The 21943-nt window shown below is 68.2% G+C and carries 25 protein-coding genes and 4 pseudogenes; 19 read left to right on the forward strand and 10 right to left on the reverse strand.

The window, feature by feature from the left end; genetic code table 11:
- Positions 1 to 1233: 1233 nt before the first annotated feature.
- The 9 genes and pseudogenes from OG574_RS48440 to OG574_RS48475 form a co-directional block, all read left to right on the forward strand.
- Positions 1234 to 1656, forward strand: a pseudogene (locus tag OG574_RS48440) (hypothetical protein); the annotation flags it as partial.
- A 1025-nt stretch (positions 1657 to 2681) separates the two neighbouring features.
- Entirely contained in the window at positions 2682 to 3323 is a 642-nt protein-coding gene (locus OG574_RS48445; protein WP_326771309.1) for a hypothetical protein, read from the forward strand.
- 156 nt (positions 3324 to 3479) lie between these two features.
- The gene (locus OG574_RS48450; RefSeq protein WP_326771310.1) at positions 3480 to 3674 is read left to right on the forward strand and encodes a hypothetical protein; all 195 of its coding nucleotides are present in this window, start codon (positions 3480 to 3482) and stop codon (positions 3672 to 3674) included.
- Positions 3675 to 3913: 239 nt separating this feature from the next.
- Entirely contained in the window at positions 3914 to 4249 is a 336-nt protein-coding gene (locus OG574_RS48455; protein WP_326771311.1) for an ArsR/SmtB family transcription factor, read from the forward strand.
- Positions 4249 to 4968, forward strand: a complete 720-nt coding sequence (locus OG574_RS48460) for a cation transporter (RefSeq protein ID WP_326771312.1) — start codon at positions 4249 to 4251, stop codon at positions 4966 to 4968. Before OG574_RS48455 ends, OG574_RS48460 begins: the two co-directional genes overlap by 1 nt.
- Before the next feature lie 79 nt (positions 4969 to 5047).
- Positions 5048 to 5830, forward strand: coding sequence for a sulfite exporter TauE/SafE family protein (locus tag OG574_RS48465; RefSeq protein WP_326771313.1), 783 nt, complete (start codon positions 5048 to 5050; stop codon positions 5828 to 5830).
- An 81-nt stretch (positions 5831 to 5911) separates the two neighbouring features.
- Entirely contained in the window at positions 5912 to 6319 is a 408-nt protein-coding gene (locus OG574_RS52965; protein ID WP_442816916.1) for an ATP-dependent DNA ligase, read from the forward strand.
- Positions 6202 to 6489, forward strand: a complete 288-nt coding sequence (locus OG574_RS48470; RefSeq protein ID WP_326771314.1) for a hypothetical protein — start codon at positions 6202 to 6204, stop codon at positions 6487 to 6489. The genes OG574_RS52965 and OG574_RS48470 overlap by 118 nt, the downstream gene beginning before the upstream one ends.
- A 135-nt stretch (positions 6490 to 6624) precedes the next feature.
- Positions 6625 to 7551 (forward strand): sigma factor-like helix-turn-helix DNA-binding protein, encoded by a 927-nt coding sequence (locus OG574_RS48475; RefSeq protein WP_326771315.1) that lies wholly within the window; start codon positions 6625 to 6627, stop codon positions 7549 to 7551.
- Between the two features lie 178 nt (positions 7552 to 7729).
- Here the strand turns inward: OG574_RS48475 and OG574_RS48480 are convergent, their stop codons facing one another.
- A complete protein-coding gene (locus OG574_RS48480; protein WP_326771316.1) occupies positions 7730 to 8512 on the reverse strand; it encodes a hypothetical protein in 783 nt (260 codons plus the stop codon).
- Between the two features lie 142 nt (positions 8513 to 8654).
- Between OG574_RS48480 and OG574_RS48485 the strand changes: the two are divergent.
- The 3 genes and pseudogenes from OG574_RS48485 to OG574_RS48495 all read left to right on the forward strand — a co-directional run.
- Positions 8655 to 9134, forward strand: a pseudogene (locus OG574_RS48485) (Chromate resistance protein ChrB); the annotation flags it as partial.
- Between the two features lie 38 nt (positions 9135 to 9172).
- Positions 9173 to 10318, forward strand: a complete 1146-nt coding sequence (locus OG574_RS48490) for an MFS transporter (protein WP_326778318.1) — start codon at positions 9173 to 9175, stop codon at positions 10316 to 10318.
- Positions 10319 to 10485: 167 nt separating this feature from the next.
- Positions 10486 to 11601, forward strand: coding sequence for a PP2C family protein-serine/threonine phosphatase (locus tag OG574_RS48495; protein ID WP_326771318.1), 1116 nt, complete (start codon positions 10486 to 10488; stop codon positions 11599 to 11601).
- 344 nt (positions 11602 to 11945) lie between these two features.
- On the opposite strand, the gene OG574_RS48500 is transcribed toward OG574_RS48495, so the two are convergent.
- A complete protein-coding gene (locus OG574_RS48500; RefSeq protein WP_326771319.1) occupies positions 11946 to 12440 on the reverse strand; it encodes a cupin domain-containing protein in 495 nt (164 codons plus the stop codon).
- Between the two features lie 320 nt (positions 12441 to 12760).
- Between OG574_RS48500 and OG574_RS48505 the strand changes: the two genes are divergently transcribed.
- Positions 12761 to 13261, forward strand: coding sequence for a nuclear transport factor 2 family protein (locus OG574_RS48505; protein ID WP_326771320.1), 501 nt, complete (start codon positions 12761 to 12763; stop codon positions 13259 to 13261).
- Positions 13262 to 13368: 107 nt separating this feature from the next.
- Here the strand turns inward: OG574_RS48505 and OG574_RS48510 are convergent, their stop codons facing one another.
- The gene (locus OG574_RS48510) at positions 13369 to 13761 is read right to left on the reverse strand and encodes a RidA family protein (protein ID WP_326771321.1); all 393 of its coding nucleotides are present in this window, start codon (positions 13759 to 13761) and stop codon (positions 13369 to 13371) included.
- Positions 13762 to 14231: 470 nt separating this feature from the next.
- Here OG574_RS48510 and OG574_RS48515 point away from each other — a divergent pair, with 470 nt between their 5' ends.
- Positions 14232 to 14654 carry a hypothetical protein gene (locus OG574_RS48515; protein WP_326771322.1) on the forward strand — a complete coding sequence of 141 codons (423 nt, stop codon included), beginning with the start codon at positions 14232 to 14234 and terminating at the stop codon, positions 14652 to 14654.
- Between the two features lie 148 nt (positions 14655 to 14802).
- On the opposite strand, the gene OG574_RS48520 is transcribed toward OG574_RS48515, so the two are convergent.
- Together OG574_RS48520 and OG574_RS48525 are read right to left on the reverse strand one after the other, a co-directional pair.
- Positions 14803 to 15264 (reverse strand): SET domain-containing protein-lysine N-methyltransferase, encoded by a 462-nt coding sequence (locus tag OG574_RS48520; protein ID WP_326771323.1) that lies wholly within the window; start codon positions 15262 to 15264, stop codon positions 14803 to 14805.
- Positions 15265 to 15388: 124 nt separating this feature from the next.
- Positions 15389 to 15577 (reverse strand): annotated as a pseudogene (locus OG574_RS48525) (transposase); the annotation flags it as partial.
- 1 nt (position 15578) lies between these two features.
- Here OG574_RS48525 and OG574_RS48530 point away from each other — a divergent pair.
- The 3 genes and pseudogenes from OG574_RS48530 to OG574_RS48540 form a co-directional block, all read left to right on the forward strand.
- Positions 15579 to 16268: pseudogene (locus tag OG574_RS48530) on the forward strand (IS5 family transposase); the annotation flags it as partial.
- Positions 16269 to 16384: 116 nt separating this feature from the next.
- Positions 16385 to 16762 (forward strand): VOC family protein, encoded by a 378-nt coding sequence (locus OG574_RS48535; protein WP_326771324.1) that lies wholly within the window; start codon positions 16385 to 16387, stop codon positions 16760 to 16762.
- A gap of 390 nt (positions 16763 to 17152) precedes the next feature.
- Positions 17153 to 17947 (forward strand): IS5 family transposase, encoded by a 795-nt coding sequence (locus tag OG574_RS48540; protein WP_326771325.1) that lies wholly within the window; start codon positions 17153 to 17155, stop codon positions 17945 to 17947.
- On the opposite strand, the gene OG574_RS48545 is transcribed toward OG574_RS48540, so the two are convergent.
- The 5 genes from OG574_RS48545 to OG574_RS48565 all read right to left on the reverse strand — a co-directional run bounded on the left by OG574_RS48545 (position 17895) and on the right by OG574_RS48565 (position 20285).
- Complete coding sequence (locus OG574_RS48545) at positions 17895 to 18422, reverse strand: hypothetical protein (RefSeq protein WP_326771326.1); 528 nt, start codon at positions 18420 to 18422, stop codon at positions 17895 to 17897. The genes OG574_RS48540 and OG574_RS48545 overlap by 53 nt on opposite strands.
- A 132-nt stretch (positions 18423 to 18554) precedes the next feature.
- Positions 18555 to 18728, reverse strand: coding sequence for a hypothetical protein (locus OG574_RS48550; RefSeq protein ID WP_326771327.1), 174 nt, complete (start codon positions 18726 to 18728; stop codon positions 18555 to 18557).
- 144 nt (positions 18729 to 18872) lie between these two features.
- Entirely contained in the window at positions 18873 to 19160 is a 288-nt protein-coding gene (locus OG574_RS48555) for a hypothetical protein (RefSeq protein WP_326771328.1), read from the reverse strand.
- A 66-nt stretch (positions 19161 to 19226) separates the two neighbouring features.
- Entirely contained in the window at positions 19227 to 19493 is a 267-nt protein-coding gene (locus OG574_RS48560) for a hypothetical protein (protein WP_326771329.1), read from the reverse strand.
- Between the two features lie 105 nt (positions 19494 to 19598).
- A complete protein-coding gene (locus tag OG574_RS48565; protein WP_326771330.1) occupies positions 19599 to 20285 on the reverse strand; it encodes a TetR/AcrR family transcriptional regulator in 687 nt (228 codons plus the stop codon).
- 141 nt (positions 20286 to 20426) lie between these two features.
- Here OG574_RS48565 and OG574_RS48570 point away from each other — a divergent pair, with 141 nt between their 5' ends.
- On the forward strand, positions 20427 to 21104 hold the full coding sequence (locus OG574_RS48570; protein WP_326771331.1) for an SDR family NAD(P)-dependent oxidoreductase: 678 nt from the start codon (positions 20427 to 20429) through the stop codon (positions 21102 to 21104).
- 108 nt (positions 21105 to 21212) lie between these two features.
- On the forward strand, positions 21213 to 21932 hold the full coding sequence (locus OG574_RS48575; RefSeq protein WP_442816959.1) for an SDR family NAD(P)-dependent oxidoreductase: 720 nt from the start codon (positions 21213 to 21215) through the stop codon (positions 21930 to 21932).
- The last annotated feature ends 11 nt before the right edge of the window (positions 21933 to 21943 follow it).

Genomic DNA, 21943 nt, shown 5'->3' on the forward strand with positions numbered 1-21943 from the left:
AGGTTGGCTGGCCGCGAACCGAGCGAGGTAGTCAGTCAGGGGCGTACGGGGAGAGCGTTACGAAACCTTCGGGCATGGCAGACTGCCTCTCGTTGCGGGCAGATATACCGCAACCACTCCTGCACCCGTCTGGGCGCGGGAGTTCTTCGTTTCAGGGGTAGCTCTTGTCCCCCGTGGCCCTGGTCCCAGCGACCGGGGCCTTTCTCGTTCTCGGAGGTCCCGTGTTCGTCGTGTCGGCGGAGCTGTTCGTTGGCTCCTTGGCTCTCGTGCCGTGCGTTCTAGGTCTAGCTGTGGTTGTAGGTCTGGCAGTTCTGTTGCTCCTTCTGGTCCGGCCGGTGCTGGCCAAGACCCGGGCCCAGGACGTGCCTGCCGCCCTCGTCGGGCTCAGCCAGATCATTGCCTCCCTGTCCTGCTTTCTCCCCTGGGGCAAGTGGCGTCCACCCGCTCAGGACTCACCGGTTTCAACCGAGCAACGGGAAGTGGTTCAGCCTGGCCGATCCTCTTCCTCTACCACCACAATCACTGAATACCTGATGGTGGTGCGCCCGTGTCAGTCGGAGAGGAACGGTTTCGCAGCGCAGCTCTCTGCGCTGTCCCACGAGCATGAGGGGGAAGTAGACGGTGTCTGATGTGCTGATTCACCACTGTGTCCATTGCGGTAAGGACCTGGCATCTTCACGCTCCGGCCGGCCGCGCCGCTTCTGTTCACCTGCCTGCAGGCAGGCGGCGTACCGCGCACGCGGCGTAGTCACGGCACCCCAGCAGACGCCAAAACACTCCTTCTGGCGAACCAGGCCTCGACCATGTCGCGCCACACCAGGGCTTCCATCACGTATGCACCCGTACCTGGTCTGCCCATTGGTTCGCGGGCATCAGGGACTGCATCGCGCCTTGGTGGGACCTGCAAGGGGAGCGGTACGTCTGTACTGGGCAGGATGGCGAGACGACAGCTGGAGTGGAGCAGGTGGATGGGAAGAACCAGGCCCAGTAGACCTATTCAGTGCTTGCAGCCGGTGTCTTCTCCCGCTCGGTCATACGGGCCCTTGCTTGGACACGGCATACGTCTGGACCGACGAGGTCGGCCCCACGGTGCTGGACCGCACGCTCGATCGAATGGTGCGGATGAGGCTGTCCTTTCCGTCCCCAGACATCGCAGTCCCACGGTGGCACCCCCTCTAGGCCTGGTCGCAGCTGACCGCATCGTCCATGGAGAGGGCAGTTCACCCATGCTTCGAAGAGGCGGTGCGCGCCACCGGAGGTGCGGAACTGACCACCCACGACGTGGGGTTGGCCATACTCGGCCCGTTACAGGAACTCGACCTCGTTGCCTATCTGCGGTTCGCGTCTGTGTACCGGGCGTTCGACTCGCTAGAGGACTTCGAGGCAGCCATCGCGGAACTACGCGAGCGGTGGCCTCCCGTACGACGCTGTACAGGTACGTGCCTGAGCTGGCCGCAGGTCGGGATTCCCTCGTCGCTTGCTCAGCGCCAGCGTTGCCCGCTCCTCGCCCCTGGTGGGGGGGGTGAGAACATCCCCACGCGGAAAAGTGATGCGCTTCACAAATTGCCGCTGCGTGGGGGCCGAAATTGCAGGTGGAGTGATGTCAAAGGAACTGAAAGGAAGTCAAGGCCACTGGAATCCCCGGAGAGGCTCTAGCCATGTGTGCCCATGTATAGCCACAACTGCCTGACGGGCGGCCGTTGTTTGACCTCGCCAGTACTATCGTCCGGAAGCGCAAAAGGAGCCCATCCCCGACGCGAGTTGTCTAGGCCCAGTGTCGGGAGGGCTCCCTGCGCGATGTTCCATTCACCCGAGTAGGAGGATTGATACACCGTGTGTCAGCCTAACAAGGACTCCCTATGTAGGGAATCCCGACTGCGCCGTATCCGCCGTTACCTGCGGGAATGGCCACAGCGTCAGGGGCGGACTGTCCACGATCAGATGATCCGGGGAGCGTCGTACAGCCTCGGCAGCGGGGCCGTGAGCCTCATCGTCGTCTGGTTCCAGACCCGCCACTGACCGCGCAGAAATCCATGATGGCCCTCGCTTCGGCGGGGGCCATTCTCGTGGGCGGCATCTCTGGCCGTCGCTGCGCCGGTCTCATGGGCCCCGTCGGGCACCGCCCGCGCAGCGTAGGCCAGCGCGCATCCCCGGGTCGGCCGTCGCAGGCTGGCCCTGTGGAGTACCCGGTCGCTGTCGCCCTTGCCGAGGCTGTGCCGACGCTGCCCCGCGGCAAGGGCTGGTGGTACGAGATCAAGTTCGACGGTTCTCCAGACACCTGACGTTGTCTCATCTGGATGATGGCTCGGCGTCTCGCCGCAGCGGGCGGGACGTGACGGCGGCGTGGCCCGACCTCGCGGCGGCTTCCATTCACCTGCGCCCGGGCACGGTCCTCGGTGGTGAGTGCGCAATCGGCTCCGGGATAGCAGTGGGGCTCGACCCGCCGTAAACACGCTGCGATGAAGTCGGGGTTGAAGGTTCTGTAGAAGCTCCTGCTGGCGCCCGGGATGCTTGCAAGGATCTCTCGACTCGCCCAGCAACTGTGAGGAGCGGAGACAGCAGTGACTCAGGTCCAAGGTGTAAAACCGCCTGTTCCAGCGCAGTCCGGTGGGAACGTCGGGACGCCGCCGCAGCCGCCAGACGGAACCTCAGCAACGCCGGAGCGGAAGAAGCGCGACGGGATGCTGATCGCGACGATGATCGCCACGTTCGTCGCGGCCGGAGGTCTTGTCGCCTCCGCCTGGACGGGCTATTACCAGGTCAAGACGTCCCAAGATCAGTTAGCGCAGTCGAAGGAGGACTCCGAGAAGGAACTCCAGTCTCAGGCCTCGCGCGTCTCAAGTTGGACGATGGAGGGCAAGAGCGGCAAGACCACCGGGTACTTCGCGAACCGGTCTCTCGACCCCATCTCCCAGGTCACCATCGGCGTAGCGACGGGGAGTGACAGCGAGACGAACAAAGGCCAGGAGGGCCTGTACCCCGGTGAGAAGCAGCTGCTCGACCTCAGAGATGTGCCGCCGTGCAGCATCATCACGATCTGGACGCCCGGGAACGCGAATCACTTCGCCGTCGCCGGGTTCTCGTTCGTCGACGTACGCGGCCAACGGTGGGGACGCGCCGGGTACAAGCCGCTGAAGGCCATGGACCTCCCCGCCGCCGCACCCATCATGGGGGACAACGGGCACGGTCAGGGGTCGGCCACCTGGAAGCTCCTCTTCGGAGACACTGACCAGCAGTCGTTGGCCGTGGAGAGGCCGGGCTCGACGTTCAGCAACATCCCGCCGCCCAAGCCGCTGAAGGACTGCGGAGCCGACAAGAATTGAACGCGCTGCGCCCCTGAGTGGTCAGCGGCGCCCGTCGCTCTGTCTCACGAGACACATCAAAGTCTGGAGAACGACGGGCACCGCACCGCCCTGTAGCGCGATGCCGAGACCGTCCGGCTACAGGCCCGGTCCGGGCGGACGGTCACCTCGGCGTGGATGGATCTGGCCGTGGCCGGCATGAACTCGCTACGCCCCGGCACGGTCCTCGACGGGGAGGCTGTGATCTACAGCGAAGGGAGGATCGACTTCGCGGCCGCGCAGTCCCGCGCGGCCTCCGGCCCGGCCCGCGCCCGCGAACTCGCCGCGATACTCCCCGCCTCATACGCAACTGGAGTGCGCGCGGGTTCCTGAAGTGGCCCCCAGGGCACGATCGAGGGAAGTCAGCAGGTGGGGGGAGACCCCTCTTTGAGGCATCCCTCGACGGTGTGAGGTTCCCGCAGTTACTCGCAGATTCCAGGAGAAACGCTCGTAATCTGCCGTTCCATGGGGGATTTCGAAACTCGCACCCCGACATCTGGGCCGAGAGGGCGGAGCCTCCGGAGAGTGAATCCATCATTTTCTGAATTCAGGATGTCCTGTACTGTCGTGGGGTGCTGACTGTTGCCTCCGACATCGAGGTGCTGGCCCGGTTCGGCCGCGCGCTCGCCGACCCGATCCGCTGCCGCATCCTGCTCGCCCTGCGCCAGGCGCCGGCCTACCCGGCGGACCTCGCCGACGCGCTCGCCGTCTCCCGGACCCGCCTGTCCAACCACCTGGCCTGCCTGCGCGACTGCGGCCTTGTGGTCACCGTGCCGGACGGGCGCCGTACCCGCTACGAGCTCGCCGACCCCCGCCTCGGCCACGCCCTGGACCACTTGCTCGCCGCCGTGGTCGCGGTCGAAGGCGACAAGACCTGCCCGGACGCCGCCACGAAGGACTGCTGCTGATGACCGCGATATCCCTCGGGCCGTCCCCGGCCCGCCGCGACGCGCTCGCCCGCCGCATACGCTTCCTGGTCGCCGCGACCATCACCTACAACGTCATCGAGGCCGTCGTCGCGATCACCGCGGGCACGATCGCCTCCTCCACGGCGCTGATCGGCTTCGGGCTGGACTCCGTGATCGAGGTGTCCTCCGCCGCGGCGGTCGCCTGGCAGTTCTCCGCCCGCGACCACGCCGTACGCGACGCCCGGGAGAAGACGACCCTGCGGATCATCGCGGTCTCCTTCTTTGCCCTCGCCGCGTACGTCAGCGTCGACGCCGTCCGGGCCCTGACCGGCACCGGAGAGGCCGAGCGGTCCGTCCCCGGCATCGTCATCGCCGCCCTGTCACTGGCGATCATGCCGTTCCTCTCCGCTGCCCAACGCAAGGCCGGCCGTGAACTCGGCTCCGCCTCCGCGGTCGCCGACTCCAAGCAGACACTGCTGTGCACCTACCTGTCCGCGGTGCTCCTGATCGGCCTGGTCCTCAACGCCACGCTCGGCTGGTCCTGGGCCGACCCGATCGCCGCCCTCGTCATCGCCACCATCGCGGTGAAAGAGGGCCGCGACGCCTGGCAGGGCAAGGGCTGCTGCGCACCCACCGCCCACACTCCGGTCCCCGCCGGGGCGGCCGCGGCCGAGGCGGACGCATGCGGCTGCAAGCCGGGCTGCACCTGCTGCTCGTGAACATCTCATTGCCGCCCCGCCCTCCCTCTGGGTGCTCCCTCGATACTGACCGGGCAATCACGGAGCGGCGGGGGCAGCAGTGGAGTGGACGATCTGGGCCGGGTTCGCGGCCGGCCTGCTGATCTCAACGGTGACCGCGCCGGTCGGCGTGTCCGGCGCGGTCTTCCTCCTGCCGGTCCAGCTCAGCGTCCTCGGCGTGCCGAGCCCCGCGGTCACGCCGACGAACCTGCTGTTCAATGTGGTGGCTGGGCCCGGCGCACTGTGGCGCTACCGCCGCGATGGCGCTCTGCGCGGCGGCCTGGCCCGGCGCCTCGTTGCCTGGACGCTGCCCGGCGTCATCGCCGGCGCCGCCATCCGCGTCTTCGCCCTCCCCGGCCCCGACGTCTTCCGGATCCTGGTCGCCGCCTTCCTCCTTCCACTTGGCACGTGGCTGTGCCTGCGCACCCTGCACCCCGCCCGGCGGCGGCCGGACGCGGCCGAGCCGTCGGCGCGCGCGCTCGCCGCACTTGCCCTGACGGTCGGGGTGGTCGGCGGGATCTACGGGATCGGCGGCGGTTCCCTACTCGGGCCCATCCTCGCCGCGCGCGGTATGCCCATGGCCCGCATCGCACCGGCTACCCTCGCCGCCACCTTCACCACATCCGTCGCCGGGGCCGCCGCGTACGCCGTGCTGGCCCTGGCGAGCCCCGGGCCCGTCGCACCCGATTGGTGGCTAGGTCTGGCCTGCGGCGCCGGGGGGCTGATCGGCGGCTACCTCGGCGCACGGCTCCAGCCTCACCTGCCCGAAACCGCGCTCCGGCTCCTGCTCGGAGCCCTCGCAGGCGCCCTCGGCGCGGTGTACGCCGTCCAGGCCCTGGCCTGATCCCCGAGGCGGTTGGCTCGGGCGACGAAGGCTCCGCCAGCCCGAACCCGCGCGCTCGTCCATTTCTGAGCGCCGCGCACGATCCGGTTCCGGCGTCATGCCGTCCGGGAATCCACGAACCCGTGCGCTTCCGTGTGGGACCTCCTCGCCCACCCTGAACTCGGCGATGTCCGCAGCCGCCCGTACACCGAGCGGCGCGCCCTTCTCCTCGACCTGCTTCACGACGTGCCGCCCCCGATCCAGGCCGTACCCGCCACGGATGATCCGGACGTCGCACAGGACTGGTACGACACGCTTCAGGGCCAGGGCATCGAGGGCGTCGTCTGTAAGCGCGCCACGTCCCCGTACCGGGCCGGTCGGTCTGGAAGAAGGTGCGGCACTCGGACACCGTCGACGCCGACGTCGTCGGCTACATCGGCCCGGCATCCCGGCCCCATCGCGTGGCGGTCCGGCTGCCGGACGGAAGCCGCGTGCTGTCGCAGGCGCTGACGGCTCCCGTCGCTGCGGAGATCGCCCGTCACATCCTCGACGCCGGCCCCGGGCGGAGGGCTCGGACTTCAGCCGGTGACGCCTACGTGACGACCAGCCGGGGCCTCGTGGTGGAGGTCCTCGCGGGGACCACGCGGCACGCGGTGGTCACGGTTACCCGGATGCGCTGACCCGCAACGGCGGGACGATTCGAAAGCGGGCCGCGAGACCGCCGATTTGAGGTCCGCTCACGACGTTTTGAAAGTCTCCTCAGAAATTTTTCGCGCTGCGTGACATCGAAGTGGCAACGACACATAGCAGCGGGCGTGACCGTTGAGATATCACTAGAGAACTGCAACTCGGTCGACAACACGGGGGAGGTGTTGCCTGATCACCGATATGACGTCGCCCTCGACGTCGCGCTCGCTCTACCCGGACGCCAGGGGGAGCGGATCGCACGCGATGAAGCGCTCGTCGAGGACCTACGCCGTGGGGACTTCAAGGGGCCGCGCTACGACATGTTCGAGAACCGCCTCGCCGGCGAGGCGCTGCCCCAGCTCAAGGGCATGCTGCGCACCGGAACCCTGATCACGGATTCCCTGAGGAGGTGGAAGGAAGCAGGGAAGCCTTTCGGCGTCGCGGAAGGACACCGTCACCTACTGCGCGAGGATCTCGAGCAGCGCGACATCCTGGCCGTGGACATCCTGCTGCCCACGCTGGACTCTTTCCGCCGTAAGGCCCTGGTCGAGGGCGGATGGAACCCGCGGCACAAGGGAGGCCACGGGCCGGGCTGCCTGATGACCTACTTCATCGGGCGCTGCAGCTGGGAGTTCCGGCAGCAGTACGAGAAGTGGAGCATCAAGCAGCGGCGCATCGCTGAGGTGCACGCCAAGCTCCTCGACCCGGAGGCGTTCTTGCTGTCCGTGGCCAGCAGCGAAGGCACCGACTTGCACAGCGGCGGCGTGGTGCTCGACATGCTGCGCAAGCAGCCCCGGCAGACGCAGGCCGTCCTGGCGCTGGTGCTCCAGGGCTACGAACAGTTGGAGATCGCCGACCGGCTGCAGGTCTCGCGGGGCGCGGTGGCGAACTCGATCTACCGGTTCCGGCAGAAGGTGCTGCGCGCGGAGCATGAGGGGAAGATCCACATTCCGATGGCGCGCGCGTACACGGACCATAAGAGCGGGCCTGCCGTGCGCCCTATGGTGCAGCACGGCATGGGTGGCAGGGCCCTGTGGCGAGGGGAGTCCCGGTGAACGGGCGCCAATGGGCTATGCCTGCCCGCGTTGCCGGCCTGGTCGGCGGTGGGGCCGTGTTCGGGGTGTCTGCATTCGCGGGCGCGCCGTGGTGGGTCCTGCTGGGTGCTCTGGCCTTAGGCACGCTGCCCTCGGTCCTGCCGCAGGAGTCCGAGCACCGGCGAGACATCTTCCGGGACTACCTCCGGCACCGTGAGCGCATGGCGCGGCTCCGGCGCGAGACGCGCCCCGGGCAACTGACGGCGCCGGGGAGGGATGAGTGACGTGCGGGTCCGTGGTCGGCGACAATCGCAGCGTGCCGGAGTACGCCTCGATCACCGCGCTGGACCGACTCCTCGACGACCTCAAGGTCGGCGAGGCCCGCCGGCGTCAGCTCGCCATGGTCCGAGGGGAGATGGAGCGGGCGCTGGCCCGGGACGCGCTGCCGGTGGGAGCCCGGCGCAGCCTGCAGCGCCTCCTCGAAGAACCAACGCTCAAGTCGTACATACGGATCGCTGAGTCCGGGGCGCTGCGGCACCGCCGCGTCGGCGGCGGTTTCCCGCCCACTTCTCAGCCGACCAACGAGATCCGGCGCCGGTGCGTCGACCTGCTGCGCGAAGCGCTCGGCCTGCCCGGGGTCGGTCTCGGTGGCGGCGAGGTCGCGCTGCAGCCTGCGCCGGAGGCGGCCACCCTCGCCGCGCTGCACCGCCAGCTCGACCGGTACCTGGGCGGGGCGATGTCCCCGGCGCAGACCCGGCTGACGGCTGTGCTCGCGCTGGAGCTGGACACCGCGGCACGAAGTGGGGAGCTGGCCGCGCTGCGCACCACGGACCTGAGCGAGAACAACATCGCAGTGTTCGTCGAGCGGCACCCCCAGGGCGGCGGCACCGTCGAGGGGGAGTGGGTCGAGACCTCGGCGCTGACCCGGGCCGCGCTGGAGCGCTGGTTGTCGGTGCGCGAGGACCTGGTGCAGCGGGCCCACGGCACCTCTCGGCTGTGGGTGTCTCTCTGGATGAACCACGACGGCGTCCTCGACGACGAAGGGCGCACGGTGATCCGTCCTCCCGGGATGCCGCTGGAGGAGAACGGGCTCGTGAGCTCGTTCCGGATCGGCAGGCTGCGCTTGGCGGGAGCTGCGCAAGACCGGGGCGCTCCCCCTGGGACAGGGCATCTGGGCCGTGCCGGAGGTGCCGGTCTTCGCCGACGGCGTGCAGCGGGCCCTCGAACTCACCGACGGCGCCGGCGGCCAGGGCGTGGCCCTCCAGGCTTCCGGCCGTACGGCCGAGGATGCGGCCCGCTTCCGGGAGATGTTCACGGCCGCCCGCACGGCCGAGTGGACGGAGTTCCTCGCGGACTGCGGCAAGTTCGAGGAGGAGATCGCCAAGGACCGCATCGCGAAGTTCACCCTGGCCGAGCTGGAGGAAGAGGAGCAGAGCCTGGAGCGGCTGCGCCGCTGGCACCGGGATCTGACTGCGCGGGACGTCTTCGGCGCCCCCGAAGCCGCCGAAGCGGGGATACGGCTCAAGCAGTGCACAGCCGTCTGCGAGGACTACGCCGAGCGCGTCTTCGCCGCGCTGCACACCAGCGACGAGGACCCATCGTGAGCCACCAGCCCATAACCCAGGCCGCCCCGAAGCGAGCGATGTGGCCGCTGTACGCGGCCGGGTTCACCACCGCCTTCGGCGCGCACGGCATCGCCGCCAACCTCGGAGGCTTGTCCGAGGACGCCGTCACCTCGCTCCTGGTCCTGGGCGGCCTGCTCGCCCTGTACGACGGCGCGGAAGTCATACTCAAGCCGGTCTTCGGCTCGCTCGCCGACCGGATCGGCGGCAAGCCGGTCCTCCTCGGCGGTCTGATCGCCTTCGCCGCCGCCTCCGCGCTGTACGCGATCGCCGACAGCCCCGGCTGGCTGTGGGCGGCCCGCCTGGGCCAGGGCGCCGCGGCATCCGCGTTCTCCCCCTCGGCCTCCGCCCTGGTCGCCCGCCTCAACCCGGCTGCCAAGCGCGGGCGTGCGTTCGGCAGCTACGGGTTCTACAAGTCCATCGGCTACACCCTCGGCCCGCTCCTTGGCGGCGTCCTCGTCTGGGCCGGGGGCCTGCGTCTGCTGTTCACGGTGATGGCCCTGTGCGCAGCCGTCGTTGCCGTGTGGGCCGCGCTCGCCGTGCCCGTCGTTCCGCCGCTGCCCCGCAAGCGGCAGACGGTCGCCGACCTCGCGCGGCGCCTGGCCGACCGGTCCTTCCTCGCCCCCACCGCGGCGCTCGCCGCGGCCACCGCCGCGCTCTCCGTCGGGGTGGGCTTCCTCCCCGTCTCGGGAGCCGCAGCCGGGCTCGGCACCGTGGCCACCGGCGCCGCCGTCTCCGTCCTCGCCGCCACCGCGGCCATCGTCCAGCCCAAGGCCGGCCGCGCCCTCGACGCCGGACGCCTGACCACCCGTACAGGTCTTCTCACCGGACTGCTCATCACCGCCGCCGGACTCGCGGCCGCCATGCTGCCCGGCCTGCCCGGGGTTCTGCTGGCCGCCGCCCTCATCGGCACCGGCACCGGACTGATCACCCCGCTCGGCTTCGCCGCCCTCGCCGCCTCGACCCCGGAGGAGCACATGGGCCAGACCATGGGCTCCGCCGAACTCGGCCGCGAACTCGGCGACGCCGGCGGCCCTTTGCTCGTCGCCGGCGTGGCCACCGCCGCCACCCTCACCTACGGATACGCGGCCCTCGCCATTCTCCTGGCCGCAGGTGCGCTGCTCGCCCTTGCCAGCCGCCGCCGAACGGACCCCACGCCGAGCTGACCCGTCCCGCACCCGCAGAGTCCGGCCGCAAGCGTTCACATGTTTCGACACTATGACGGCTCACCGCCCACGGCACGTACAGGATGAGTCGGCGACGACTCCGGCAGGCGACGCACTCCCCCGTCTCTACCAGTGCGAGTCGAGCGGGGGCGGTGTAAAGAGGAGTCATGGCACAGCGATCTGCAGGGCTTCGCCAGCCGGAGCGTGCGAGCCGGGCGCTGGTCGCCATCCCCGTCGCGTGGATCGTCGCGGTGTCCCTAATTGACATTCTCGCGCCGCCCGACATCCATCTGGGGCCGCTGCTCGTCGCAGCCCCGGCAATCACCCCGTCGTTCGGCGGACCCCGAACGGTGGGCCTGGTCGCTGCCCTGGCGGTGATCGCACAGACGACCATCGGGTTGGTGCGCGATCCTGACGCGATGCTCTCGTCCAACCACCAGGCACAGATCATCGCCCTGATCCTGGTGGGAATCTGCCTCGTCATCTTCTGCGTGGTGCGGGACCGCCGGGCGAAAGAGCTGATGCAGGTGCGGTACGTGTCCGAGACCGCCCAGCGTGTGGTCCTGCCTTCGCTGCCCCGACAGCTCGGACCGCTGCGGGCCGCGTCCCTCTACCTCGCCGCGGAGGCCGAGGCCCGGATTGGCGGGGATCTGTTCGCGGCGGCACGTACCACCTCCGGTACGCGGCTGATGATCGGCGACGTGCGGGGGAAGGGGCTGACCGCGGTCAATGACGCAGCCCTGCTGCTCGGAGCGTTCCGCGGCGCTGCCCACCGCCAGGCGAGCCTGGGCGAGCTGGTGGCCTACCTCGACCGAAGCGTGTGCTGGGACCTGATGGAGCCGGGCGAGACGAGCCTCTACGGAGAAACCTTCATCACCGCCACCCTCCTGGACATCCCCGACCACGGCGGCCGGGTCCAGATGATCTCCTGCGGTCACCCGCCGCCGATCGTCCTCCGTAACGGCCGGCCTACGACCATGGACGCCCGTATTCCCGCACCCCCCTTGGGCCTCGGCGAACTATCGCATCCGCGCTACCGCGTCGACAGCTTCCCGTTCGAGCCGGGAGACCTTCTGCTGCTGTACACGGACGGCGTCACCGAGGCCCGCGACTCCACCGGCACCTTCTACCCGCTCGCCGAGCGCATCACAGGCTGGACCGAGAACGACCCCGACGCCTTCCTCGACCGCCTCCGCCGCGACCTGCTGCACCACGTCGGCGGACACCTGAACGACGACGCCGCCATGATCGCCATAAAGCGCACCGCCACGCCCCGGGCCTGATCACCCGACCCCTCTTGCACCACTCAAACCTCGATGTCACGCGCGTAAATATTCGATGGCGCCAGGTTCGCTGTCACGACAAACAGAACGGAGCAGCGAGGGACGTCAGCAGCACGCTGCAGATCTCGAACGTGGACGACCACCAGCTCCCACCCGCTCCGGCCACAATCAGCGGAACGGAGGCCTTCACCTGGATCAGCCGCACCGCTCAGCCGTACGTCGCCTGCGCAGCCCGCGACCGGCACACGCATCGCCGACATGTTGAGGTGCCAGGGGCTGACAGGCCGCACCGGCCCGGCCGCTTTCGGGCATGTAACGCGGGGACCGCAGTACCCGGCGGCAGCCTAGCCCTCGAGCATGTCGGTGGTGTTGTACTGGTCGTGCCTGATCCGGAAGGCTTTCAACTCTTCGCGGCTGCGCTGTGAGTACTCCTCCACCTTCTCGAAGTACTCCTCCCTGGGAGCTCCCGGTGTGAAGAGCAGCAGAAACGACACGGGGTCGTCGCTGTCGTTCTGGAAAGCGTGGAGCCCGCCGGGCGGTACGTAGAGGAAGTCTCCCTCGCCCCCTGTGACCCAGCGTTCGCCGTTGTAGAGCCGGACCTCGCCGGACAGGACGTAGAAGGACTCGGAGATCGTACGGTGGAAGTGTTCCCTGGCACCCATGGTCTTCGGCGCCATGTCGATCTTGTACAGGCCGAACTCGCCGTTGGTGTTCTCCCGCTTGGCCACATAGCTGATGTCGGTGCCGCCCGAGCCGGTGTCGGGCTGCGGGGGCGCAGGTCGGAACAGTGCGCTGGTCTGGCCCCTGTCTCCGAGGTAGCGGGGCTCTGGGTAGGACATGGCGACTTCCTAATTCGTGAGTGCTGATTGGACCCACGCTAGTGGCCGCTGCTGCGGCCAGAAGCGGCACGACAGGTACGGCAGCCCGACAGATGAATGAGGGAGCCAGGCCGACTCCGACCTATGGCGGGCGAGCGACGAAACGCGACACATGAGGTGACGGGATGCCGGTCGCGAGCCGGCCCCGGACTCGGAAGGAGCAGGCGTGCGACAGCCGTGCACCGAGATCGCATCCCGTCCTTGGGGGTGTTCGTTGGTCGTTGGGGCTGATCAACGAGGAGCCCCGTCGGCAGGCGGAACGGATCTTTGAAGGAGACATCGTGAACCAAGCGGAAATGGTCGCGTTGTGGGAGCAGCACACGGCGTACGAGTTCGTCATCAAGGACGCCGACCTGGCAGTGACCACGATGGTGGAGGACGCCAGCGTGATGCATCTTCCGACGATGAGCGGCGGTTTCGGCAAGAACTACCTGCGGGGTTACTACCGCGACATCTTCATTCCCGGCATTCCGCAGAACACCACCGCTGAGACGGTGGACCGGTCGGTGGGCAGCGATTTCCTCGTCGAGGAGACGATCATGCGGATGCCGCACGACCAGGAGATCCCGTTCCTGCTGCCCGGACTCGCCCCGACCGGACGGACCGTCGAAGTGCCGCTGGTCGTGGTGGTGCAATTCCGCGACGGCCTGATGGAGAGCGAACGGCTCTACTGGGACCAGGCCGCGGTGTTGACCCAGGTCGGTCTGCTCGCCGCCGAAGGCCTGCCCATGGCCGACTTCACCGAGGTCGCCCGGTTCCTGCGGGACAAGGCCACGTCCTGACCACACAGGTTGATCGCTCCAGAGCACCCGAACCAGCAACAGCCGACAGGGAATCGCCACAGATCTACGTCGGGTTCCCCACACGTCTGGCGCCGCGTTCTCGCAGGTCACTGACTTCCGTCGGTGACCCATGGCTTCACGTCGAGACGCACGAGCGCGCCGATCTCCACCAACTGGTCCGGTAGCGCCAGGTCAGAGACACCCATGACCGTGCTGGTGGGCCGGTACTCCCCGAAGTACTCGGCGTGAAGGCGTGCCGTCGTGTCGAAGTTCTCCCGCAGGTTCCTCACCAGCACCGTGCTCTCCACGATTTGGCTGCGCTCGGCCCCGAAGTGCTTCAGCACCAGGTCCAGATTGGCCAGCGTGGTCTTGACCTGGAGCTCAAAGTCGCCGGCACCCACGAAGTTGCCGTCACGGTCATGGGACACCTGCCCAGACACGTACACCACGTCACCGACCTGGATTGCCTGGCTGTATCCGTAGAGCGACTCCCACGGCATACCAAAACCGAATCTCTGGGCCTGAACAGGCATGACTCACTTCCTGGTGAGACGACGCATGGCGCTGCCAGTTACGGACAGTCCTCTTTCGAGGAAGAAGTTATGCCGTGATCGCTGAGGAAGGCCTGGGACATGCCGCGCACCAGGGCCGGGGCTTTCAGGCAGGCGTCATGCAGTGTTGGGGATCTCCGAAAGCAAGGAGCGCCAACACCTGCGGACCTTGGCCCACGATTCGGCGGTCACGTCCTGGTGCAACTGCCGTGCGGCGCTCCGCCTCTGAGGCCCAGGCATCGCGGCGTCGACGGCGGCCGCAACCGTACGGCGCTGGGCACGGGCGTCGGACTGCCGGTCCTCGCAGCGCGGTAGTCCTGGCCGGAATCGAGCAACGACAACGCACCCTCACTCGGCCGTCGCTCGCTCCCCTCCGGGTTGAGAGCAAGGGGGCTGAATCTGCATGGCAGACTCGGGCTGTGATCGGCATCGACGAGTTCATGAGCGGCTGTCGGCCAGCGGTCCGGGGGCTGGTGGAGCAGTTCGGCAGCGCGGAGGCTGCGCTCGAATTCGACGCTGACCCACTGAGCGCAGTCGGCGTCCTGGACGGCTACGTGCAGAGGCTGCCACTCGACGAGTTCGAGGCGGAGGACTGGATTGCCCTGCACACAGACCTGTCCGCGTTCGTCACGGTGGTGTTGCTGGAGACGTATGGTGGCGCCTGCCGGGCACGCCTGGACGATACTCTGCCGACGGGCTGGGAGCTGGTGATTGACGTCGTCGGCTCGGACGCCCGGCACCGTGTGATCGCGCCGATGTCTTTGGTGTACGAGTATCTGGTGCCGGTCCCTCAGAGAATCCCTCGCCTGATGGAAGCCGTGGCCCACCAGGTGACTGGTTGAGCCGTTGGCCGGCTGCACGGGGCGACTCGTTCTCGCGTACATCGGCTGTCCGCATGAGCGTGCGACTCCCCAACCCGCGTCGAAACGACGTCGCGACTCACCCACACAGCCACCTGCCGAAGGCTTAGGCGTTGTTTCCTTTGGCTCCTTATGTGGTTGAAGCGATACGTGACAGGAGCGCTGGTACCCAGTGGTTGCCGTAGCGTGCCCGCAACTCCGGTAGCTTCCAGTCGTTGCCGGTGACGGTTCCTCGGCAGCTGGTCGGTGAGCCACAAGAGCATGCCAGGACGAACTGCGAATCCCAGGTACTGGTGGCGTAGTCGCTGGTCAGTTCCTCATCCGGTGCGATGCTGTGACGGGCGAGAAGGGTGTACGGACCTTCCCACCACAGGCTCGGGTCGCAGCCGTGGTTGCTGTATCCGATGGACTGCTCATTGCGGGGTGGAAGGACGAGATGCATGGTCTCGGTCACAGCGATGGTGTCGATGTAAGGGCGGCCCGGGTCAAGCCCGGCGGCGGCGAAGAGGTCTTGTAGTTCCTGGTGGGAGACCAGCCGGCCGCCCAGCCGGGCCACGACCGTTCCGGCTGCGATGGGCGCATTGGCGAACAAGCCCGAACCCGCAACGGGAGACGGACGGACTTCAGCGTGAGGGTGCAGCCAGCAAAGCGGGTCTGGTGTGGATGCCATTGGCCCATCGTGCCGTGTCACAGGTGGGGCATCAGTGCCTAGTGAGTCAGCGAAAGACGATGAGGGCCGCGGCAAGACCCACGAAGGCCAGGAAGTGTTCAGCCTTGCGTTCGTACCGTCGGTGCAGGCGGCGGCATCCGGCCAGCCAGGAGACTGTTCTCTCAACGACCCAACGGTGGCGTCCTAGGTGGGTGGACGGCTCAATTCCCTTACGGGCGATACGGTAGCGGATGCCGATCCGCTACGTCGTCGACAACGGCGTCAAATGGCGGGCGCTACCGGCCGATTACCCTCCCTGGCAGACCGTCTACTACCACTTCGCGGCCTGGCACCGCCGCGGCGTCATCGCCTTCCTGCGCGACCAGCTCCGCCGACAGATCCGCACGGGCCAGGGACGATGCCCCTGGCCCGTGACGTTGATCCTCGACTCTCAGTCCGTCAAAGCGGCCGAGACAGTATCCAAGGCCACCCGCGGCTTCGACGCCGGGAAGAAGATCAACGGACGCAAGAGACACATCGCCGTTGACACCCTCGGCCTGCCCGTGATGATCACGGTGACGCCCGCCGACACCACCGACCGCGACGCGGCCCGCGAACTCCTCTGGCGCCTGCGGGTCGTGCAACCCCAGATCACACAGGTCTGGGCCGACTCCGCCTACGCAGGCCAGCTCATCAACTGGTCCGGCGACTTCCTCAACATGACCCTGAAAACGGTCTCCCGGCCCCGCGGCGCGAAAGGCTTCGTGCTCCTGCCCCGCCGCTGGAGAGTCGAACGCACTCTCGGCTGGATCATGAAGGCCCGGCGCAACGTCCGCGACTACGAACGTCTGCCACAACATTCCGAAGCCCACCTGACCTGGGCACTCATCACCCTGATGACCCGGAGGATCACCCGCAGCGGTCCTCGCAAGGGCTGGTCGAAAAAGGACTCAACGGCATAAGAGCTCGCAGAGGATGCTTGGGCCTGAAGAGCGGCAGCACCACCTCGGGTGCTGCCGAAAAATAGATCGCCAGGGCGGACCAGGCCTCCTACCGTTCCGCCATGCAGATCGTTGTGACGCTGGACTGTGTCGACACCGAAGCGCAAGCCAACTTCTGGCTCGCCGCGCTCGCCCCGCTGGACTACCGGCGCGGCTTCCACGGACCTCCCTACCTAAGCCTGGTCGGGCCCGCTCCTGCACCAACCCTTCTCCTGCAGCACGTCCCAGAACCAAAGCAGGGCAAGAACCGCATGCACCTTGACCTCGACTTTGGCACCGCAGAACTGGTGTCCGAGGTCAATCGCCTCGAACGGCTCGGCGCTGCGAGGCTCTCTGAAGAACTCAGCGAACACGGCTTTCGCTGGATCGTCGTTGCCGACCCGGAGGGCAACGAGTTCTGCGTATTCAATCCCCCGAACAGCACCAACGTTGCGGAGTAGTTATGAGGTCGGGCTGAGGTTCCACCATGGCCTGGGAAGCCTGTTCATCCGTCGATCCCCGACCCTTGCAGATCGTCTGGGCCTCTAGCGCCGGTATCCCGCCTTTCCAGACACTCACTTAGAAGCCGTATCTCAACCGATCATGGAACGTGTGGGTCGAACGGTTTTCCCGTCGGGGTGATCTTCCCGTTGTACGTGCATGAAGACAGGGCCTCTCGGTAGCTCGGGGATGCGAATCTAACCGAGCAGTGCCGGGAGGCCCTGGTGTCGTTGTTGTACGCGTCCGAGCCCGTTCAGTTCAACTCGGCTGCTCCATCGTGTGATTGCCTCGCGCATGTGTACGGCAACGCGGCCGACCATCCGGACCGGGAACGCCGGTATCCCTCGGACATGTCGGACGCGGAGTGGGCGGCCGTCCGGCCGCTGTTGCCGGTGCCGGCCTGGCTCCAGGGCCGGGGCGGGCAGCCCGAGGGCTACTGTCATCGACAGATGCTGGACGCCGTCCGTTATCTGGTCGCGGGCGGGATCTCCTGGCGGGCGATGCCCGTGGACTTCCCTGATTGGGGCCGGGTTTACGCCTTCTTCCGCCGCTGGCGCGAGCACGGGCTGATCGCAGAGTTCCACGATCGGCTGCGCGGACGGGTGCGTGAGCGGGAGGGCCGTGAGGCGGAGCCGACGGCGGGGATCATCGATGCGCAGTCGGTGAAGGCCGCGGCCTCGGTGCCGTCCGTCTCGCGCGGCTGGGACGGCGGGAAGAAGGTGGGCGGCCGCAAGCGGCACATCGTGACCGACTGCCTCGGTCTGCTCCTGGTCGTCGCGGTGACCGCCGCGAACGTCGGGGACCGGGATGCCGCGGTGGGCCTGCTGCAGCGGCTGCGCCGCCTGCACCGTGACATCTGCCTGGTCTGGGCAGACGGCGGTTACACCGGCGGCCTGGTCGACTGGTGCCGGCAGAAACTCGCGCTCACCCTTCAGGTCGTCAAGCGCACCGACGACACCACGGGCTTCGTGGTGCTGCCGCGCAGGTGGGTGGTGGAGCGCACGTTCGCGTGGTTGATGCATTCGCGCCGGCTGGCCCGGGACTACGAGACGTTGCCGGCCAGCAGCGAGGCGATGATCCGGTGGTCGATGGTCACGCGGATGGGGCGGCGTCTGGCACGGCCATGGGCCGCCGGGCGGCGCTGAACATCCCCGACGTCTCCTGCACGAGCCACCCGCGCTCCGCCAGGCGCCTGGCCTTCGAGCGCACCCCTTCGACCTTCGCCGACGTCGTTTGAAGGCCCAGCTCCACCGTGATTTCCTTGGCCTTCAGCGGTCCTTGGCCCGCTGGCTGCCGCTCGTCGAGCACGCCCAGGATCCGCTGGTAGTCCGGCGCCAGCACCGTCACCGGCAACCCTTCGCGCCAAGGTGGCACGATCGAGCCCGGCACGGGCGAGGGCACGGTTTCCTGCTCCGCCTCGGCCTCGGTCACGGCGGTGGTCTCCGCAGCCGAGGCTGCCAGGGCCTCGACCAGCTCTTCCCGCGCGATCACCCGCCGGTCCAGATCGATCTCGGCAGCCTCCAACACCCCAGACAACCGGGCGACTTCCTCCCGCAGCCCTTCCACCCGCACCCGGGCAGCCGTCTCCCGCTCCTCCAGCATTCCCAGCACCGACGTCATCGCGCACCCCTCGCTCACGGAGCGGAAACAAGACGCCGGATGCCTCCCTCATTCCGAGCGACACCATGCCTGACCAGCAGAAATCAAGCGATCCTGTTCGGTTGAGATACGGCTTCTTAGGGGCGCAGATGGTCAGTGGTTGAGGCTGGCGACGTAGGCGGGAGCCAGGGCGCGGATACGGCTCTGTGGGACGTCTCCGGCGAGGGCTGCAACGGCGAGCTCAGTGCCTGGGGTGGCGGCCGCGCCGAACAGAGCGTGCAGGAGTTCACCCGGCCCCCTCCTGCACCACACAAACTTCGATGGCACGCACTCAAGGTTCACTGTCACAGGACAGCTGTGCCGCTGGCCCTGTGCAATGACGAGACAGCCAGCTTGGGCGCTCGCTTTTCCGCTAGCGCAAAGCCCGTCTGAATAGGTAGCTACTCGCACCGCGGACCTCTGCCGGCCGCGCTACCTGACGCGCGTCACCGTCACCACGGCGTGCCGGGTCGTCCCCGCGAGAACCTCCACCACGAGACCGCGGCTGGTCGTCACGTAGGCCTCGCCGGCCGACGTCCGCGCCCCGCGCCCCGGGCCTGCGGCGAGGACGTGTCGGGCGATTTCCGCAGCGACGGGAGCTGTCAGCGCCTGCGACAGCACGCGGCTGCCGTCCGGCAGCCGGACCGCCACACGATGGGGCCGGGATGCCGGGCCGATGTAGCCGACGACGTCGGCGTCGACGGTGTCCGAGTGCCGCACCTTCTTCCAGATCCGCCCGGCCCGGTACGGGGACGTGGCGCGCTTACAGACGACACCCTCAATGCCCTAGGCCTGAAGCGTGTCGTACCAGAGCTGCGCGACGTCCGGATCATCTGTCGCGGGTACGGCCTGGATCGGGGGCAACACGTCGTGGAGCAGGTCGAGCAGGAGAGCGCGCCGCTCGGTGTACGGGCGGCTGCAGACGTCGCCGAGTTCGGGGTGGGCGAGGAGGTCCCACACGGAAGCGCGCGGGTTCGCGGAATCCTGAAGCGCGAACGAGTCGAACTTGCACTGAACTTCGGCATCTTGCTGGCTTGGTGGGCGGGTTGTCACCTCAGAACGGTGCCGAGCGCGGGGATGTCGGAGGGGTCAGATCAGTGCGGGCGCGCACGAGCTGCGCCCACTCCCGCACGCCGATCGACGGCTCCGGCCGATCGATCAGTGCCGCTTCCCGGTCTCGCGGGAGCTGACGCCATGGCTGGCGCGGCGCATCGCCTCGTACAGGGCGGCGTCCTGCGGCGGGTCCGGGAGCGGTCCGCGGGATGGGGCCTGGAAGGACTGGATCATCCACGCCACGACGCGGCGCCAGGCGTCCGGCGCGGCGTCGCCGGTGGCGCTGAGGACGCCGGCGTTGGCCATCAGCAGCAGGACGAGATCCCGGCTGGTGAAGTCCTCGCGGAGCTGCCCGCTGTCCTTGGCGCGGCCGATGAGTTCGAGGAAGCCCTGGTACGCCTGGGCACGGAGCGCTTCCAGTTCCTGGGCGTCGGAGAAGCTCATGGTCAGGATGTCGGCGAAGCCGCGGTCGGCGGCCTGCATCGCGCAGACCTCCTGGATGTAGCCGGTGAAGCCGTCCCAGGGGTCCGGGGCCGCCAGGGCGTCGGCGGTGGCCCGCGCGTATACCTCCATGCGGTCCGCGAAGACCGCGACGACGAGCTCCTCCTTGCCGGGAAAGTGACGGAAGAGGGTGGCGATCCCCACCCCGGCCTGCCGCGCGACCGAGGCCATCGACGCGTTCAGTCCGTGGCACCCGAACACCGTGCGCGCGGCGGCGATGATCCGCCCCCGGTTGCGCTCCGCGTCGCTGCGCTTGGGCGGGGCTGCGGAGTCGGGGTCTCGGGAGGTCATGCCCGTCAGGCTAGCAAAACGGAAGGCCCTATCCGATTACCGTGTTACCGTCGATCGTGAACCGGATAGGGCTTTCCGGATCGATCCGAAACGGATAGCCCTATCCATCTCCATCATGTCCACCTTCACGAAAGGCCCCTCATGCCCACCATCGCCATCGTCGGCGCCGGCCCCCAGCTCGGTCTCGCCATTGCTCGCACGTTCGGCACGCACGGCTACGAGGTCGCGCTGATCGCCCGCAATCGCGCCAAGCTCGAGAACCTGGCCGGTGAACTGACCACCGAAGGCATCAGCGCCGCCGCCTTCCCCGCCGACGTACTCGACCGCGACGCACTCACCCAGGCGCTCAAGGACGCCGCCGCGCACTTCGGTTCCATCGACGTTCTGGAGTACTCGCCGGTGGGCGGCCTGGGCTCCACCGCGATGACCGCACCATCCGAGACCGACCCGGGACACGTTCAGCACGAGATGGAGTTCCAGCTGTACGGGGCCATCGCCGCAACCCGCGTCGTGCTGCCCGCGATGCGGGAGGCAGGCGCGGGCACCCTGCTGTTCACGACCGGGGCGGGATCGCTCGACCCCGTTCCTATGATCGGCAACGTCAACGCCGCCGCGGCGGCGCTGCGCAACTGGGCCGTCAACCTGCACAAGGAACTGGACGGCACCGGAGTCCAGGCCGCACACGTCGCCATCGACGTGTCGATCGGCGCCGCCGTCATGCCCGGCCACCCGGTCGCCCAGGCCGAGGAGATCTCCCCCGTCTACTGGGAGCTTCACACCACGCGCCGCGACCAGGCGGAACTGGTCTTCAGCAGCTGACACCCCACCCGCGCTCGCCCGTTTTTCATGCAAAGGTCTTCTCGTCGATCACGAAGCGGCAGCGCATGTCCGCGCCGGGTGCCGGCACGGACACCCCACAGACGGGAGATGAGGGACATGGCACTGATCCTGGTGACCGGAGCCTCCAGCGGGCTCGGGCGCGACACGGCGGACGCGCTGGCCGGCGACGGGCATGACGTCGTCGTCCACGTCCGCAACACGGCCCGACTCGCCGACGCCGGAGACACCGCGCGCTGGAAGGGCGTCGTCACAGGGGATCTCTCCGACCCGGACGAGATCCGCGATGTCGCCCGGCAGGCAGGCGAGTTCGGCCGCTTCGATACCGTCATCCACAACGCCGGCGTCATGCGCTCCCCCGAAGCGGTCACCGTCAACGTGGTCGCGCCGTATCTGCTGACGGCCCTGATGGACAAGCCGGACCGGCTCATCTACCTCAGCAGCTCCATGCACCGCACTGGCTCCACCGACCTGCGCCGGCTGGGCGAGGGCACCGCCTCCTACGACGACACCAAGCTCTGGGTCACCACGCTCGCGCTCGCCGTCGCACACCGCTGGCAGGGCACGTCCAGCCACGCGGTGGACCCCGGCTGGGTCCCCACCCGCATGGGCGGTCCCGGCGCACCGGACGACCTGGCCGCCGGACACCGGACCCAGACCTGGCTCGCCACCCACCCCGAGGCAACCCCGCCCACCGGTGGCTACTGGTATCACCAGCAGACACAGACCCCGCACCCCGCGGCACAGGACGAGGACTTCCAGGGCCGGCTCCTGCACGCCCTGGAGAACCACACGGACGCGGTGTTGTGAAGGCGTGATGG

Source organism: Streptomyces sp. NBC_01445 (genome assembly GCF_035918235.1).
GTDB lineage: Bacteria > Actinomycetota > Actinomycetes > Streptomycetales > Streptomycetaceae > Streptomyces.

Coding starts and splice junctions, on each gene's coding strand:
- OG574_RS48445 (WP_326771309.1), top strand. CDS start 2,682: ATGCTGATCGCGACGATGATCGCCACGTTCGTCGCGGCCGGAGGTCTT.
- OG574_RS48450 (WP_326771310.1), top strand. CDS start 3,480: ATGGATCTGGCCGTGGCCGGCATGAACTCGCTACGCCCCGGCACGGTC.
- OG574_RS48460 (WP_326771312.1), top strand. CDS start 4,249: ATGACCGCGATATCCCTCGGGCCGTCCCCGGCCCGCCGCGACGCGCTC.
- OG574_RS48490 (WP_326778318.1), top strand. CDS start 9,173: ATGTGGCCGCTGTACGCGGCCGGGTTCACCACCGCCTTCGGCGCGCAC.
- OG574_RS48495 (WP_326771318.1), top strand. CDS start 10,486: ATGGCACAGCGATCTGCAGGGCTTCGCCAGCCGGAGCGTGCGAGCCGG.
- OG574_RS48500 (WP_326771319.1), bottom strand. CDS start 12,440: ATGTCCTACCCAGAGCCCCGCTACCTCGGAGACAGGGGCCAGACCAGC.
- OG574_RS48510 (WP_326771321.1), bottom strand. CDS start 13,761: ATGCCGTGGGAGTCGCTCTACGGATACAGCCAGGCAATCCAGGTCGGT.
- OG574_RS48535 (WP_326771324.1), top strand. CDS start 16,385: ATGCAGATCGTTGTGACGCTGGACTGTGTCGACACCGAAGCGCAAGCC.
- OG574_RS48540 (WP_326771325.1), top strand. CDS start 17,153: ATGTCGGACGCGGAGTGGGCGGCCGTCCGGCCGCTGTTGCCGGTGCCG.
- OG574_RS48545 (WP_326771326.1), bottom strand. CDS start 18,422: ATGACGTCGGTGCTGGGAATGCTGGAGGAGCGGGAGACGGCTGCCCGG.
- OG574_RS48565 (WP_326771330.1), bottom strand. CDS start 20,285: ATGACCTCCCGAGACCCCGACTCCGCAGCCCCGCCCAAGCGCAGCGAC.
- OG574_RS48570 (WP_326771331.1), top strand. CDS start 20,427: ATGCCCACCATCGCCATCGTCGGCGCCGGCCCCCAGCTCGGTCTCGCC.
- OG574_RS48575 (WP_442816959.1), top strand. CDS start 21,213: ATGAGGGACATGGCACTGATCCTGGTGACCGGAGCCTCCAGCGGGCTC.